Origin of the sequence: Alistipes sp. An31A (genome assembly GCF_002159425.1) — a bacterium.
In the GTDB taxonomy this organism is placed as follows: Bacteria; Bacteroidota; Bacteroidia; order Bacteroidales; family Rikenellaceae; genus Alistipes; species Alistipes excrementigallinarum.
This window is the reverse complement of record NZ_NFIO01000006.1, coordinates 47,544-62,677: the sequence shown is the minus strand read 5'-3', so window position 1 is coordinate 62,677 and position 15,134 is coordinate 47,544. Positions and strand designations below refer to the sequence as shown.

The 15,134-nt window shown below is 63.6% G+C and carries 8 protein-coding genes; 2 read left to right on the top strand and 6 right to left on the bottom strand.

From position 1 onward, the window contains the following. Window positions 1-2: 2 nt before the first annotated feature. Together B5F90_RS06830 and B5F90_RS06825 are read left to right on the top strand one after the other, a co-directional pair. On the top strand, window positions 3-863 hold the full coding sequence (locus tag B5F90_RS06830; RefSeq protein ID WP_087362055.1) for a YegS/Rv2252/BmrU family lipid kinase: 861 nt from the start codon (window positions 3-5) through the stop codon (window positions 861-863). Window positions 864-1,237: 374 nt separating this feature from the next. Continuing rightward, window positions 1,238-2,161, top strand: a complete 924-nt coding sequence (locus B5F90_RS06825) for a helix-turn-helix domain-containing protein (RefSeq protein ID WP_087362054.1) — start codon at window positions 1,238-1,240, stop codon at window positions 2,159-2,161. Between the two features lie 321 nt (window positions 2,162-2,482). On the opposite strand, the gene B5F90_RS06820 is transcribed toward B5F90_RS06825, so the two are convergent. The 6 genes from B5F90_RS06820 to hemW form a co-directional block, all read right to left on the bottom strand. Then, complete coding sequence (locus B5F90_RS06820) at window positions 2,483-4,234, bottom strand: DUF3667 domain-containing protein (RefSeq protein ID WP_143256121.1); 1,752 nt, start codon at window positions 4,232-4,234, stop codon at window positions 2,483-2,485. 443 nt (window positions 4,235-4,677) lie between these two features. After that, complete coding sequence (locus B5F90_RS06815; RefSeq protein WP_087362052.1) at window positions 4,678-5,895, bottom strand: glycoside hydrolase family 57 protein; 1,218 nt, start codon at window positions 5,893-5,895, stop codon at window positions 4,678-4,680. Window positions 5,896-5,910: 15 nt separating this feature from the next. After that, window positions 5,911-7,218, bottom strand: a complete 1,308-nt coding sequence (locus B5F90_RS06810) for a glycosyltransferase family 4 protein (protein WP_317046029.1) — start codon at window positions 7,216-7,218, stop codon at window positions 5,911-5,913. Between the two features lie 3 nt (window positions 7,219-7,221). After that, window positions 7,222-9,363, bottom strand: a complete 2,142-nt coding sequence (locus B5F90_RS06805; protein WP_087362050.1) for an amylo-alpha-1,6-glucosidase — start codon at window positions 9,361-9,363, stop codon at window positions 7,222-7,224. 106 nt (window positions 9,364-9,469) lie between these two features. Next, window positions 9,470-13,720, bottom strand: coding sequence for an alpha-glucan family phosphorylase (glgP, locus tag B5F90_RS06800; RefSeq protein ID WP_087362049.1), 4,251 nt, complete (start codon window positions 13,718-13,720; stop codon window positions 9,470-9,472). Between the two features lie 162 nt (window positions 13,721-13,882). Beyond that, a complete protein-coding gene (gene hemW, locus B5F90_RS06795) occupies window positions 13,883-14,995 on the bottom strand; it encodes a radical SAM family heme chaperone HemW (protein ID WP_087362048.1) in 1,113 nt (370 codons plus the stop codon). Between the last annotated feature and the right edge of the window lie 139 nt (window positions 14,996-15,134).

The window sequence follows — 15,134 nt, the reverse complement described above, 5'->3', positions numbered from 1 at the left end:
CGATGAAGAAAGCGATTTTTCTATACAACCCGCAGTCCGGCAAGGGACGCACTGACCGCAAGGTCGAGGATATCTGCGAGGTATTCTCCTCCTACGGATACGACATCGAACCGCTTCAAATCGATTTCGACGCCAACCCCTTCGACGGGCACGAGCAGGTCGAGCTGGTGGTGGTCGCCGGCGGTGACGGCACGATTAACTTCGCCGTCAACGCCATGAAACGCAAGGGGCTCGACGTGGCGCTGGGGGTTATTCCCGCCGGTACGGCCAACGACTTCGCGGGGGCGCTCGGCATGTCGAAGAACCCGCTCGAGGCGGCGCGGCAGATAGCCACGGGCGTCGAGGAGCGGGTCGACTGCGGACGGGTCAACGGGCTCTACTTCGTCAACGTCTTCAGCTTCGGCATCTTCACGACCACCTCGCAGCGTACGCCCGACGAGCGGAAGCACCGCATCGGCAAGCTGGCCTACCTCATCGAGGGCATCAAGGAGTTCCGCTCGATGCACGCCGTGCCGCTGCGCGTGACGGCCGACGGCGAGGAGTTCGACTTCAACTCGCTCATGGTGCTGGTCTTCAACGGAGAGACGGCCGGCGGATTTCCGCTGGCGCGCCGCGCCTCCATCAAGGACGGCATGTTCGACTGCGTGCTGCTCGAGAAGCGCAACCCGCTGCTGTCGACCCTCTCGATGGGGCGCTACCTGCTGGGGGGCAACCCCCGCGAGGTGCGGCTGGTTCGGGCGCGCTGCATCGAGATAACCTCGCCGGTCAACGAACCGACCGACGTCGACGGGCAGCCCGGAGCCGACTTCCCGCTCCACATCGAGTGCCTTCCGGGCGAGCTGCGGGTCCTCTGCCAGCCCTGACGGGGCGGCGGAGCGTGCGGGAACCGCGGGTGAATGAAGGTGCCCCCGTTGTGCCCAACGCGCGCGTACGCGGGTACGCGGGGAGTATTAGGGTAGAGAAGTGTTAGACGGATAAGGAGAAGAGCATGAAGCCGGCGGAGGGGAGTTGTGACCCGCTCGGCCGGCGGAAGCGAGATAACGAAAGCGGAGGGCTCCGCCGTGCGGGGCCATCCATCCGGGCGACCGGAGGCTGCGGGCGACCCCGCCGGCCGAGGGGCGCTCCGGTGGGACAGGTTAGGATACGGAAGCAGGGATGAGAGCCCGCCCCGGTTTGCGGGACGGGGTACCGACCGCGTTGTGAAACGGAAACGTGTACCAACCCTAAAAAAGCTATTATGGCGGAGCGTGTCAAAACGACGAAAACCGCACCGGGTGCGGGGCGTGAGAATCTCCACAAGGTTTCGATTTCACGCATCAAGAAGGAGATGAGCGACGTATTCTATCTGTCGGACGATTTGGTCATCACGGCGCTCGACCCCCAAAGCAATACGACGAGCAACTATCCGGCCTCCATCGACGGCTTCTCGGCCGTCATCATGATGAGCGGCGAGGCGACCGTCTCCATCGACATGCAGACCTATCAGGTGCGGCCCAACATGGTGGTGCTCTTCAATCCGGGGAGCATCATCCGCACGGTGAAGTGCTCGGCCAATGCGGCGGCCTACTTCCTGGCCTGCTCCAAGTCGTTCGTCAACGAAATCCAGATAGACCTTTCGACCTCGCTGCCGGTCTACATGCGCTTCGGCAAGGCTCCCGTGCTGGAGGTCTCGCCGCAGGATGTCGACGAGATACGCCAGCTCTTCCAGCTCATCAAGACGATGCTGCGCAGCGACAAGGAGCGCTACCGGCATGAAATCATCCGGACGCTCTTCACCACGGCCTTCTACATCATCACGGAAATCAACCTGCGCGAGCAGACCGACCCGATGAAGCAGGGGCGGTGCGAGGTGCTCTTCAACCAGTTCATGGCGCTGCTGCAGCAGTACAACAAGCGGGAGCGCAACGTGAGCTTCTATGCGCGGCAGCTCAACATCACGCCCAAGTACCTCTCGTCGGTGGTCAAGGAGGTGAGCGGCAAGACGGCTGCGCGGTGGATTGACGAGTCGGTGATTCTCGAGGCGAAGGCGCTGCTCAAGTACTCGGGGCTGAGCATCCAGGAGATAGCCTACCAGCTCAACTTCTCGACGCAGTCCTTCTTCGGCAAGTACTTCAAGCAGCATACCGGCACCTCGCCCTCGCGCTACAAGCGCAAGGGGTGACGCGCGGCGGCCCCCGGCGACTTTAGGCCCTTTCCCATCTTGGGCCCGTCGGCTTCCGTCGACGGTTTCTGGCCCGTACTCCATCGTCGGCCCGTCGGCTTCCGTCGGCAGTTCCCGGTCCGTCCACCTTCAACGGTCCGTCGGCCCCGTCGGCGGTTTCTGGCCCGTCTCCATTTTCGGCCTGGTGCCCCACTGGCGACGGTTTCTGGCCCGCCCTCCATTTTCGGCTTGGCGGCAGACAAGAACAGACCCGAAGCGGTTTTCCGCTCCGGGTCTGTTCTGTTTTGGAAGGCGCCGGGTAGCCGTGTCAAAGGAGCTGGGTCAGAACCCGTCGCTGAAGGAGGAGACCAGCCAGAGCAGCAGTCCGGCGGCGATGAGCCCTGCCAGCAGCGTGAAGAGCACGAAGACCCACACCGTCTTGAAGAGGGTCCGCCACCATCCCAGTCCGTAGACCCGGCGTGACGAGAGGAGCATGTAGAGGAAGACCAGCGCGAAGAAGCCCTTCACCACGCCGCTCGGGAACGACAGGGTGCTCTCGGGTGCGAGCGCGTAAATCAGCAGGAAGGCCGGCACCGAGAGCAGAATGAGGAAGAAGCAGTTGATGTGGATGGCGTGGACGAAGTGCTGCATGTAGTTCATCCGGCAGCGACGGTAGGCCCGGGCGAGCAGCAGCGCGAAGAGCGGCAGCAGGAACATCATGTAGAGGGGCGTCCACTTCGAGAGCTGCGCCAGCAGGTTGTTGAGCAGCGTCTGCTGGCTCATCTGCTCCAGCCGTTCGCTCTGGCTTTGGGGCGGCTGCCAGGCGTAGACGGTTGTCCGCCCGGGGTCGAAGGCGAGCAGCGCTCCGATGACGGCGAGCTCCTCCTCGTCGACATCCACCCCCTTTATCGAGGCCATCGCCTTGTCCAGTGCGGCCTCCTCCGTGTCGGCCTTTATGCCGGCTTCGGACCCGGGCACGCCTCCGGCTGAGGCCGCAGTCTTGGCTCCGGCTGTAATCCCGACCCCGTGCCCGCTCTCGGCCCCGTCTCCGCTTCCGGACTCGGGTACGGCGTCGGCTCCGGCCTTGGCACCCGCTTCACCCCCGTCTCCGTTTTCGGCTCCGGATTCACTCCCGGCCGCCTCTTCGGCCGCCTTTCCGAGCACCTCGCGGGCCCCTTCGAGGTTGATGCGGTCCTGCTCGGCGAGCGTCGTGGCGCGGAGGCACGAGTCGAAGAGCATGCGCGGCAGCTCGACGCGCGCGACGCCGTGACGCGAGTCAAGCGGCGTGATACGGAGCAGCGAATCGCTCCTAAGGTCGTTGAAGTCGAGCATCTCGGCCAGTCCGGCGCCGTCGTAGAGGTAGACGCAGGTGTCGGCCCCGCCCCGTCCCGTGCGGAGCGCCTCGACCACCCCCTTCGGAAGGCGGCTCGTGCGGTAACGCTCACGGCGCAGCTGCTGCTCGGCGGTGCTCGACGCCACCATGAAGAAGAGGGTGAAGAAGACCACCGAGATGAACATGTAGAGGCGGAAGGGGTGGACGTAGGAGTTGATTTTTCCGGCGTTGAACTCCGTGGTCAGGAAGCCCGGGCGGCGGAAGAGCAGCCAGAGCGTCTGCCACACCTTGCTGTCGAACTGGTAGACGTTTTCGAAATACTGTTTGATGTACTTCCAGAAGGGTTGCTCGATGTCGAGGGCATACTGTCCGCAGCGGTGGCAGTACATTCCCTGCAGCCGCTCGCCGCAGTTCTTGCAGTGGGTGTAGGCCGGTACGGTGAGCTTGCGCAGCCGGCGCAGGCGGCGGTATTCGAGCCGTCGGCTCAGAGCGCGGCGCCGGCGTTGCAGCCGCTCACGCAGCCGTTCGCGCAGGCTCCGCGGCCGGGCAGTGCCGGCCTCGGTTGCGGGTTTGGTTGCGGTTGCCGGTTCGGCTCCAGCCTCCTCTCCGGCTGCTCCGGCTTCTCTGGCTGCTTCTGCTTCGGTTGCGGTCCCGGGTTCTGTTGAGGTTTTGGCCTCGGGTTCTGTTGAGGGTTTGGCCTCGCTCCCGGCCTCGGTTGCGGCCTCGGCTCCGCCCCTGCCGGCGGGCTTGGTTCCGTCCATGCTCCCGGTCTCGGGCGCAGCTTCGGACGCGGGAGCGGCTTGGGTCTCCGGGTTGCCCGCTTCGTGCCGGGTGCAGTCGCCGGAGGCCGGTTCCATGGGTTTGTTGCTCTTCATCGGGCAAAAGGGTTCGAATGTCGTTTTTTGAACGAATTTTCCACAAAGATAACATTTTTCTACCAGCGCGCCTCCTCTCTGCCTCCGGAATCGCTTCCCGCGGCGAAGCCCCTTCGCGGCCACTGCGGCGGCCCCTTCTGCGCCTCCTTCTGCGGGCAGCGGAAAACACAGCGGCGGGATGCCTCCCCGGTGGGGGACATCCCGTCGTTGTTTGTCGTCTGGCCCGTTTCCGGCACCCGTTTCCGGTTCCCGTCTCAGGCCCTGTTTCCGGTTCCCGATTCAGGTCCCCGATTCAGGTCCCGTCTCAGGCACCCGTCTCAGGCTCCGCCTTAGGCGCGCTTGCGCGCAGCCTTGGCGGCGACGGCCTTGTCCAGCTCGATGATGAAGTCCGAGAGGACGTTCATGTAGTTGATGAAGGCGTCGTAGGCCGAGTCGTAGGGGTTGAAGTAGGAGTGAACGTCGCCGTCCGAGAGCCACTTGGTCGCCATGTAGTAGAAGTGGTCCGAGGTCTGCATGAAGCTCCAGACGTAGTCGAAATCGGGGTTCTTCAGCGCCTTGACCTTCTCCTTCTGGGCGTAGAGCTTCGAGAAGGCCTCGTTCTGCAGCTCGTTGCCCAGCCATGCCGTCACGTCACGCTCCTCGTCGGCCCACGACATCACGTGCGGGCAGTGGAGCACCGAAACGGGCTGGTACTTCTTGGCCGTCTCGCTCACGGTGGCGAACTCCAGCTCGCCCTTCTTCTCGATGATGGCCTTGGGTAGCGCCTTCATGAACTCGAAGATGCCCGTATCGGCGCTCTGGTGCTCGCCGAAGGTCTCGTAGTCCATGAAGAGGTTGATGACCTCGCCCGGCGTATTCTCCGACGTGAGCCAGCCGACATACTTGTCGACCGTCAGCGGGTACTGGTCCCAGTTGCGGTCCGAGAAGCGGAAGGCGATGTCGTCCGAGAGTTTGTAGTTGCGCAGCAGCAGGCGCAGCTTCTGGTCGATGGCGTTGGCATAGACGTAGTTGGGCGACTTCCAGCCCAGCACGTGCTTGGCACCCTCGGCCAGCATCGTCTTGAAGCCCATCTCGGCCACCATCGCGCCGATGTCGTCCGAGTAGATGAGCTCCGTGTTGCGGAAGGCGGTGGGCTTTACGCCGAACTCCTTCTTGAGCATGGCGGTGTGGAGCTTGACCTGCTCGCGGAAGTCCTCCTTCGAGGCCAGCGAGGCGAGCGAGTGCGAATAGGTCTCGGCCAGGAACTCGACGCAGCCCGTCTCGGCCAGCGCCTTGAACGAGTCGAGCACCTCGGGGGCAAAGGCGCGGAACTGCTCGACGGCCGTGCCGGTGATGGAGAACGAGCAGCGGAATTTGCCCTTGTTCTCCTTGATGAGCTTCAGCAGCAGGGCGTTCATCGGCAGGTAGCACTGCCGTGCGACCTTCTGCATGATGGAGCGGTTGAGCAGGTCGTCCAGATAGTTGTGGTCCTTGCCCATGTTGAAGAAGCGGTATTTCTTCAGACGCCACGGCTGGTGCACCTGGAAGTATAAGCAAACGGTTTTCATAGAGGTTGTTTTTGGTTATTTCTTGTCGTTAATCGCGGCCTCGTAGACGGCCTTGATTTTGGCCGCTGCGTCGTTCCACTTGAGGTTGGTGACCTCCTCGAGGCCCTTCGAGGCGAACATGTTCGCCAGTGCCGGGTACTTGATGAGGGCGTAGATGGCGTCGGCCATGGCGTCGACGTCCCAATAGTCCACCTTGATGGCGTAGTCGAGCACCTCGGCCACACCGCTCTGCTTGGAGATGATGACCGGGACGTTCGAGCGCATCGCCTCCAGGGGCGAGATGCCGAAGGGCTCCGAAACCGAAGGCATGATGTAGACGTCCGAGAGCTGGAACATCTTGTGGACATCCTCGCCGCGCAGGAAGCCCGTGAAGTGGAAGCGGTCGGCGATGCCGAGCCGTGCCACGCGGCGGATGACGTGGTTCATCATGTCGCCCGAGCCGGCCATCACGAAGCGCACGTCGGGCACCCGCTTGAGCACCTTGGCCGCAGCCTCGACAAAGTAGTCGGGGCCCTTCTGGTAGGTGATGCGGCCCAGGAAGGTGACAATCTTGTCCTTCACGCCGCGTTCGGGCGCCTCGGTGTTGTTCTCGGCGAAGCGCACGGCGTTGTGCACCGTGACCACCTTGTCGGCCGGGATGCCGTAGCGCGTGATGACGATGTTGCGCGTGAGGTTCGAGACGGCAATCACCCGGTCGGCGGCCATCATGCCGGCGCGCTCGATGGCGTAGACCTGCGTGTTGATGTTCTCGCCGCTGCGGTCGAACTCCGTGGCGTGCATGTGGACCACCAGCGGCTTGCCCGAGACGCGCTTGGCGGCGATGCCGGCGTAGTAGGTCAGCCAGTCGTGGGCGTGGATGACGTCGAACTGACCCTCGAGGTCGCGGGCCACCTGCGCCGCAACCACGGCGTAGCGGGCCACCTCCTCCATGAGGTTGGCGCCGTACTTGCCCGAGAAGGTGTAGCGCTGCTTCCAGGCGTCGGTGCTCTCCCACACCTTCTTGCCGCTCTTGACATACTCCTCGTGGTACTCGTCGTACTCTTCGGGCGAGATGTAGGGGACCATGTTCGAGTCGATGTGGATGAACGACATGCGGCTCAGGATGTCGTCCTCGCCGCTCGCCGTCGAGCCGTAGAGGGCCTCCACGTCGCTTGCGTTGACGATGTGCAGAAAGCGCTGGTCCTCATCACCGTAGGCGTGCGGCACCACGAAGGTGACGTCCACGCCGTTGTGCGCAAGACCGCGTGTCATGCCGTAGCATGCTGTTCCGAGACCTCCGGCGATATGGGGCGGAAACTCCCATCCGAACATTAAAACTCTCATAGCTTATTCTTTTTTTGTTTTCTTCGTAGCTTGGGCCGCGGGTCTCTTCGCAGCGGCTTTCGCCGTTTTCGCCGAGGTCTTGGTGGCCGGTTTCCCGGAGGCCGTCTCCGCGGTTTCGGCCTTGGCTGCCGTTGCAGCCTTGCGGGTTGCGGGGCTCTTCGCCGCCTTGGGTTCGGCGGCCGTCTTGCGGCTCCGCGTCTTGGGTGCGGGCTCCGCGGGGCGGTGCGCTTCAATCATGCGGTAGATGTCCAGCACGGCTGCAACGCTCCATGCCTGCGATACGGCGCCGCGCGGCGTGTAGGGCGGGTCGGCATCGAACATCTCGTTGATGGAGCCGATGCAGTAGCTCTGAATCTCCTCGTTGAACGAGGCGAGCATCTCCTCGGCCTCGTGCAGGAAGCGGCCGCCGTCGATGTCGAAGCAGGCCTTGACGTAGAAGGCCAGAGGCCATACCCACACCGTGCCGTTCATGGCGGCCAGGTTGCGCTCGTCGGGCGTACCCTCGAGCATGCCCTTGTAGAGCGGGTTGCGCGGCGAAAGGGTGCGCAGGCCGCGCGGGGTGAGCAGGTGCTGGCGCACGACGCGCAGCACACTCAGCTGCTGCTCCTCGTCGAGCATCTTGTAGTCCAGACTGCAGGCGATGACCATGTTCGGACGGATGAACTTGTTGCACTCCATCTGGTTGACGTAGTCGGCCAGATAGCCCTCCGGCAGCATGAAGTGCTCGATGAACGAGACCTTCGTGCGGGCGGGAAGCTCCTCCCACTCGCGGACGAAGGGGGTGTCGCCGAAACGGCGGGCCAGCGACAGCGCGTAGCATACGGCATTGTACCACAGTGCGTTGACCTCCACCTGGTAGCCGTTGCGCGGGGTGACGGCGCGGCCGTTGACCATCGCGTCCATCCAGGTGAGGGGCTCCGCGTCGGACCAGGCCCAGATAAGGCCGTTGTCGTGGAGCCGTACGCGGCCGTCGATGCCGCGGCGGTAGGCCTCGAGCAGCTGCTTCATCACCTCGCCGTAGCGCTTCCAGATTTCATCGGCGCCCACCTGCTTCTCGAGCTGCTGCAGCGTCCAGAAGAACCACAGCGGGGCGTCGGCCTCGGCCGCTGCGGAGTAGGAGCCGGTGAACATGCCGTCGCGCATCTCGCGCACGAGCGTGTCGAGCACATCCATGCAGTCCTCCTTGTGGTCCTGCTCGAGCGTGATGCCCGGCAGCGCGATGAAGGTCTCACGGCCGATGACGCCGAGCCACGGATAGCCGGCCAGCACCTCGGTGCGGCCGCCCGGACGGCGGATGACGAACTGGCGCGCCGAGTGGCGCAGGCAGCTGATGAAGTCAATCTTGTGGGTGCGGCGGGCAATCGAGGCTTCGAAGACCTCGCGGATGGTCTTCGTCGAGCCCATCTCGTCGAGCGAAGCCGAGAAGATGACGCTTTCGCCCTTCTTGAGCTCCATCTCGAAGTAGCCCGTGGTGAGCAGGTCCTCGTGGCCCTCGTAGCCGCGGGCCAGCTCCTGCTGGTACTCGAAGTTGTAGTACCAGTCGGGTGCCGGTACGAATTCGGCATCCTCCTTGTCGGTCTGCAGGTAGAGCCAGGGGAAGGAGCCGTAGAGGCGGCACTTCACGCCGTTGACGGCCGGATAGGAGTGGCCGTCGGCCTCCATGTTGGCCTTCGAGAGGGCGTGCTTGTCGCGGAAGGCGAGGAACGGACGCAGCCGCAGCCGGGTCTGGGAGTGCGCGTCGACGAGCGTGTAGCGTATCATGAGCTGCGTGCGCTTGTGAATCCAGAGCATCTCCTTGCGGAGTATGACGCCGCCCACACGGTAGGTAATCGTGGGGGTCGGCGTGTACTCGAAGTCGGTGATGTACTTGTGGCCGCGCGGCTCATAGACGCCGGGGTAGCGGTGCAGGGCCAGGTTGAAGGACTGGTCGTGCTGGATGACTGTCTCGTCGAGCGAGGATAGCAGCACGTAGGTACGGTCGCTGTCGTCGATGGGCGAGACCATCAGACCGTGGTACTTGCGGGTGTTGCAGCAGACTATCGTCGTGCTCATGTAGCCGCCCAACCGGTCTGTCGAAAGCATTTCGCGCTGGAGCGAGTACTCCAGGTTGCCTAATTCGCTTTTGTCGAAGGTTAATGCTGACATATAGTAGTATTAAGTATATTCGGTCTCTAAAATTAATCAAAAAAGCTCAAACGAGCAACGGTTTTGTCGAAAAATTGCTTCGACGCCCGGCCCCTGCTCCGCCGCCTCAGGCCCACTTCACCAGCGCGAAGTCCATGCGGTGGGGCAGGTGCGGATTCTGCGGGAAGACGCGCAGCGCGAAGTCGTACGTACCGGTCTCGCTGGGGGTGTAGTCGAGCGTGTAGGTGACCAGTCCGTTCTCGACGGCCGTCTGCGTGAAGGGAATCGTCCGCAGCACGTTGACGCTCTGTCCGCCGACAATCTGCCGTGCGATGACCAGCTCGGCGCCGATGTCGCCCGGGTTGAGGCCCGCCACGTCGACCTTCAGCTCGAAGTGGTACTTCTCGCCTACAAAGACCGCCTCCTTGTCCATCTTCAGACGCTGCGACTCGACGACGCGCACGCGGTCCCATGCGGCCGAAACCTTGCGCTTCCAGGCGGCGATTTCACGCGCCAGGCGGTAGCCGTCGGCCACAATCTCATGCTTGCGGGCGGCCAGCTTGTTGTAGAAGCGCTCCTCGTAGTCCTTGAGCATGCGGTTGGTGGTGAAGTTCGAGGCGATGTCGGCCACGCACTTCTTGATGGAGGCGACCCACTCGTAGGGGATGCCCTCGCTGTTGCGCTTGTAGTACTTCGGGGCAATCTGCTCCTCGATGGTGTTGTAAATCATCTCGGCGTCGAGCTCGTCCTGATAGTGCTGGTCGGCGAAGGTGCGCTCCATGGGCAGAGCCCATCCGGCATCCTCGCGGTAGCCCTCGACCCACCAGCCGTCGAGCACCGAGAACTGCATCACGCCGTTCATCACGCACTTTTCGCCCGACGTACCCGAGGCCTCGAGCGGACGCGTCGGGGTGTTGAGCCATACGTCGACGCCCTGGACCATGCGGCGGGCGAGCTCCATGTCGTAGTTCTGCAGGAAGATAATCTTGCCCACGAACTGAGGCATGGCAGCCACCTCGACGATGCGCTTGATGAGGTCCTGACCCGGCTTGTCGTTGGGGTGGGCCTTGCCGGCGAAGATGAACTGCACGGGGCGCTCCTTGTTGTTGACGATGGCCGACAGACGGTCGAGGTTCGTGAAGAGCAGGTAGGCGCGCTTGTAGGTGGCGAAGCGGCGTGCGAAGCCGATGGTCAGCACCTCGGGCTTGATGCCCTCGATGACCTGAAGCATCTGGCGCGGCGATTCAAGCCGCACCTGCGAGGGGTCGCTGTAGCGCTTGCGGATGTGGGTGATGAGCTTGTTCTTGAGGAACATGCGCTCCTCCCACAGCTCACGGTCGGGAATCTCGTGGACCTTCTGCCAGGCCGGGATGTCGTAGTCGTGGTTCTCGAAGCCCTCGGGGAAGTAGCGGGCGTAGAGGCGGCGCAGGCTCGAGGCAATCCACGTCGGGAAGTGCACGCCGTTGGTGACGTAGCCGATGTGGAGCTCGTTCTTGAAGTAGCCGGGCCACATGCTGCCCAGAATCTCCTTCGAGACCTCGCCGTGGAGCCACGATACGCCGTTGACCTCCTGCGAGAGGTTGCAGGCCAGCACCGACATCGAGAACTTCTCGTTGGGGTCGTTGGGGTTGGTCTTGCCCAGGTTGATGTACTGCTCCCACGTAATGCCCAGCACGTCGGGGTAGTGGGCCATGTACTGGCGAATCATCGACTCGGGGAAGGCGTCGTGGCCGGCCGGCACGGGGGTGTGGGTGGTGAAGAGCGACGAGGAGCGGATGACCTCGAGGGCCTCCGAGAAGCTGAGCTTCTTGTGGTTCACCAGGTCGCGGATGCGCTCGATGCCGATGAAGGCGGCGTGGCCCTCGTTGCAGTGGTAGACATCGTTCTTGATGCCCAGCTTGCGCAGGGCGCGGATACCGCCGATGCCGAGCAGAATCTCCTGCTTGAGGCGGTTCTCCCAGTCGCCGCCGTAGAGGTAGTAGGTAATCTGACGGTCCTCCTCGAGGTTGGCCTCATAGTCCGTATCGAGCAGGTAGAGGTCCGTGCGGCCCACCTGGCACTTCCAGACGCGGGCCGAGAGCGTACGGCCCGGGAAGGCGATGGTCACCGTGACCCAGCCGCCGCTCTCGTCACGCACGGGCGAGATGGGCAGCTTGTAGAAGTTCTGGGCCTCGTAGGTGGCCTCCTGCGCACCCTGGGCCGAGAGGCGCTGCGTGAAGTATCCGTAGCGGTAGAGCAGGCCCACGGCCGTCATCGGGACATTCTTGTCCGAGGCCTCCTTCAGGTAGTCGCCGGCCAGGATGCCCAGACCGCCCGAGTAGATTTTCAGCGACGAGTGGAGTCCGTACTCCATCGAGAAGTAGGAGATGCTCGTGGCGCCCGGAGCGGGCTTCTCGGCCATGTAGGCCTGGAACTGGGCGTATACCGTATCGAGGTGAGCGAGGAATTCGGGGTCCTTCTCCAGCTTGTTGAGCCGCTCGACGCTCAGCTTGTCGAGGAAGGCGATGGGGTTGCGCTGGCACTCGTTCCAGAGCACGGGGTCAATCTCCTCGAAGAGGTCGCGGGCGCCGGGATTCCAGCACCACCAGAGGTTGCGCGAGAGCTCCTCGAGGGCGCGCAGTCGTTTGGGCAGCGTCTTGTCGACCATCATGCGGTTCCAGTTGGGCTTCTCGACGAAGAGCTGCTGGCGGACGAAGTTGATTTGCTCGGTCTTGCTGCCGCCGTCGGTGGGCACGGTGCGGTTGGTGCGCTCCACGGAGCTCTCCACCGCCTCGGCATAGGCGCGCTCATAGGCTGCGTAGAGGTGCTCCCAGAGCGCCGTCTTGGCCGTTTCGCCGGCCGAGGCGCGCACCTCCCTGACGCGCTCCTCCGGGAGCTCGCTGAAGCGGATGAGGGCGTCGGCGATTTTGCCCTCGACCTCGCGGGCGTTGAAGTCGTCGCGGCGGATAATCTCCACGCCGTCGTGCTCCTTGTGCGAGGCGACCCACAGTCCGAAGCCGGCCAGCGTCGTGGTGATGGTCGGCACGGAGAAGGCCACCGACTCGAGCGGCGTGTAGCCCCACGGCTCGTAGTAGGAGGGGAATACCGTGACATCCATGCCCACGAGCAGCTCGTAGTAGTTCTTGTTGAAGATGCCGTCGTTCTGGTTGAGGTACGTGGGGACGAATATGACCTTGACCTTCGAGCCGGCCGTGGTCAGCACGCTGCCGTTGATGGCGTTGACGATGGGGTCCCACGTCTGGTTCTCGAGGTAGTGGGTCGAGTACTTGTACTGGCTGCCGTCGATGGGTTTCGAGGGGTCGGCCAGATGGGCCTGCAGGTCACGGCGCGGGCCGCGGTTGCCGGCCGGCACGGTGATGTAGGCGAGCACCTCGCGCTGGAGACGGTCCGACGAGGCCAGCTGCTTGAGCGACTCGATGAAGACGTCGAGCCCCTTGTTGCGGAACTCGTAGCGGCCGCTGGTGCCGACGATGAGCGGGTCCGAGGCGAACTTCTCGCCCAGGCAGGCCTCCGCTACCGTAATCATCGCCTTGCGGGCCTCGGCGCGCTTGGTGTCGTACTCGGCGCCGCTCCATACGAAGTCGTTCTCGAAACCGTTGGGCGTCACGCCGTCGACCTCGCGGCCCAGCAGGTACTTGCACTCGTTGGCCGTGATGTCGCTCACGGTCAGGAAGACGTCGTGGTACGTGGCGGCCATCTTCTCAATCGAGTGTTTGGCCACGACGTTGAACTGGCGGGCCAGGCTGTCGGCGTTGAACTTCGTCAGCTCGCTGTAGAGCGAGAGTCCGTTGCCGGCGATGCAGCGGCCGGTGACCGTGGCGTGGGTGGTGAAGACGGTGGCGATGTAGGGGGTGGCCTGGCGCAGGTAGAGGCCGGCGGCGGCGGTCATCCACTCGTGGAAGTGGGCCACGACCTTCTCGGTGGCCGTGCAGAAGTTCTTGGTGTAGGAGGCGATGACGATGCCCGCGGCGTAGCCGAAGAGCACCGGCTCGATGTAGTCCCACTGACCCGAGATGGAGTCGACGTGGTAGGTCTCCCAGAGGTGCTTGAGGATGTCGTCCTTCTTGGGGATGAGCGAGGTGAAGTCGACGAGGATGACCAGCGGGCTGCCCTGGACCTTCCAGCGGCCGACGCGGATGCGCAGTCCCTCGCTGTAGACGCTCTGGCGCCACGACTTCAGCAGCTCGAGGTCCTCCTCGAATTCGGGGTTCGTTCCCTCGTGCTGGAAATCGGGACCGATGAGGATATAGTGGTCACCGAACTTGCGGGTTGCGGTCAAGGCTTTGGTGGAGATGACGGTGTGGATGCCGCCCACCTTGTTGCATACCTCCCAGCTTACCTCGAACAGGTAGTCGGGAGTTGTTTTCGCGTTGCTCATGGTATGATTCGTTAGTCTGAAATTTTGGTTTCAAGCAGGGATGGAAAAATCCCGACCGCAAAGGTAACACTTATATTTATATAAAACAACTAAAAAAATAACTTAAAGTCATGTGCCCTGCGTGGCCTTATGCTTTAAGTTACATTTGGTTGCGTTGCGGAGTTACGTTTCGAAGAAATGCTCGATGACATCGTCCGAGACGAGGAACCGTTCGGGGGGTATTGCGAGCCTTCCCCTCTGCTCGGCGAGCTCTCCGGCGCGGATGAACCGTTCGGCCGTGCGCCGCACGCTTTCGAGGCGGTGCGGACCGAAACGTGCGGCGAGCCGTTCGAGGTCGATGCCCTCGGCCGTGCGCAGCGCCGTCATCACATATTCGTTGTAGCGGTCGCGCTCGGTGAGCCGCTCGCTGCCGCCCTCCTCGCCGGCCAGGTAGCCCTCGACCGAGGATGGGTTCCAGCGGCGCACGGCGCCGTCGTAGGAGTGGGCCGCGGGGCCGATGCCCAGATAGGGGTCGCCGCTCCAGTAGGCGCTGTTGTGGCGGGCGCGGAAGCCGGGGCGGGCGAAGTTCGAGACCTCGTAGTGTTCGAATCCGGCCCGGGTCAGCGTCTCGTGGATGAGCAGGAATTCGGGCACGCTCTGCTCCTCGTCGACGGCGTGCAGCGCGCCGCGCGCCTCGCGGCGGCCGAAGGCCGTGCCGGGCTCGATGGTGAGGTGGTAGGCCGAGACGTGCTCGACGCCCGCCTCGAGCAGCTGCGCGAGGCTGCGGCGGAGCGGCTCCTCGCCGAAGCCCGGGATGCCGAAGATGAGGTCGGCTGTCAGATTGCGGAACCCCGCGCGGCGCGCCTCGTGCAGCGCCTCCAGCGCCTGGCGGGCCGTGTGGCGGCGGTTCATCATCCGCAGGCAGTCGTCGTCGAAGGACTGGATGCCGATGGAGAGGCGGTTGACGCGCGTGCGGCTCAGTCGGGCGAGGTAGTCGGGCGTCAGGTCGTCGGGGTTGGCCTCGACGGTCACCTCCTCGAGAATGGCGTCGGGGCGCCGCTCGAGGATGCGGTCGATGAAGCGCTGCAGCGTCTCTGACGGGCAGAGCGAGGGGGTCCCGCCTCCGAAGTAGAGGGTGCGGAGCGGTTCGCCGTCGAGCTCGCCCAGACGGGCGTCGAGCTCGCGGAGCATCGCCTCGACCACCGGCTGCAGGAGCTCGAGGCGGGCGCTCTTGTAGAAGTCGCAGTAGGCGCAGAAGCGCTTGCAGAAGGGGATGTGAAGGTAGATGCCGGCCATAATGCTCCAAAGATACGAAAAAGGTGGCGAAAAGGGAGCCTCGGTGCGGGCCCTCGCGCCCGATTTTTTCCGGCATTGGTCCCGTTTTTCATCCTTGCCCCGTTTCCCGGCCTTTGCCGGTTTTTCAGTCGCAGCGCTC

Coding starts and splice junctions, on each gene's coding strand:
- B5F90_RS06830 (WP_087362055.1), top strand. CDS start 3: ATGAAGAAAGCGATTTTTCTATACAACCCGCAGTCCGGCAAGGGACGC.
- B5F90_RS06825 (WP_087362054.1), top strand. CDS start 1,238: ATGGCGGAGCGTGTCAAAACGACGAAAACCGCACCGGGTGCGGGGCGT.
- B5F90_RS06820 (WP_143256121.1), bottom strand. CDS start 4,234: ATGGACGGAACCAAGCCCGCCGGCAGGGGCGGAGCCGAGGCCGCAACC.
- B5F90_RS06815 (WP_087362052.1), bottom strand. CDS start 5,895: ATGAAAACCGTTTGCTTATACTTCCAGGTGCACCAGCCGTGGCGTCTG.
- B5F90_RS06810 (WP_317046029.1), bottom strand. CDS start 7,218: ATGAGAGTTTTAATGTTCGGATGGGAGTTTCCGCCCCATATCGCCGGA.
- B5F90_RS06805 (WP_087362050.1), bottom strand. CDS start 9,363: ATGTCAGCATTAACCTTCGACAAAAGCGAATTAGGCAACCTGGAGTAC.
- glgP (WP_087362049.1), bottom strand. CDS start 13,720: ATGAGCAACGCGAAAACAACTCCCGACTACCTGTTCGAGGTAAGCTGG.
- hemW (WP_087362048.1), bottom strand. CDS start 14,995: ATGGCCGGCATCTACCTTCACATCCCCTTCTGCAAGCGCTTCTGCGCC.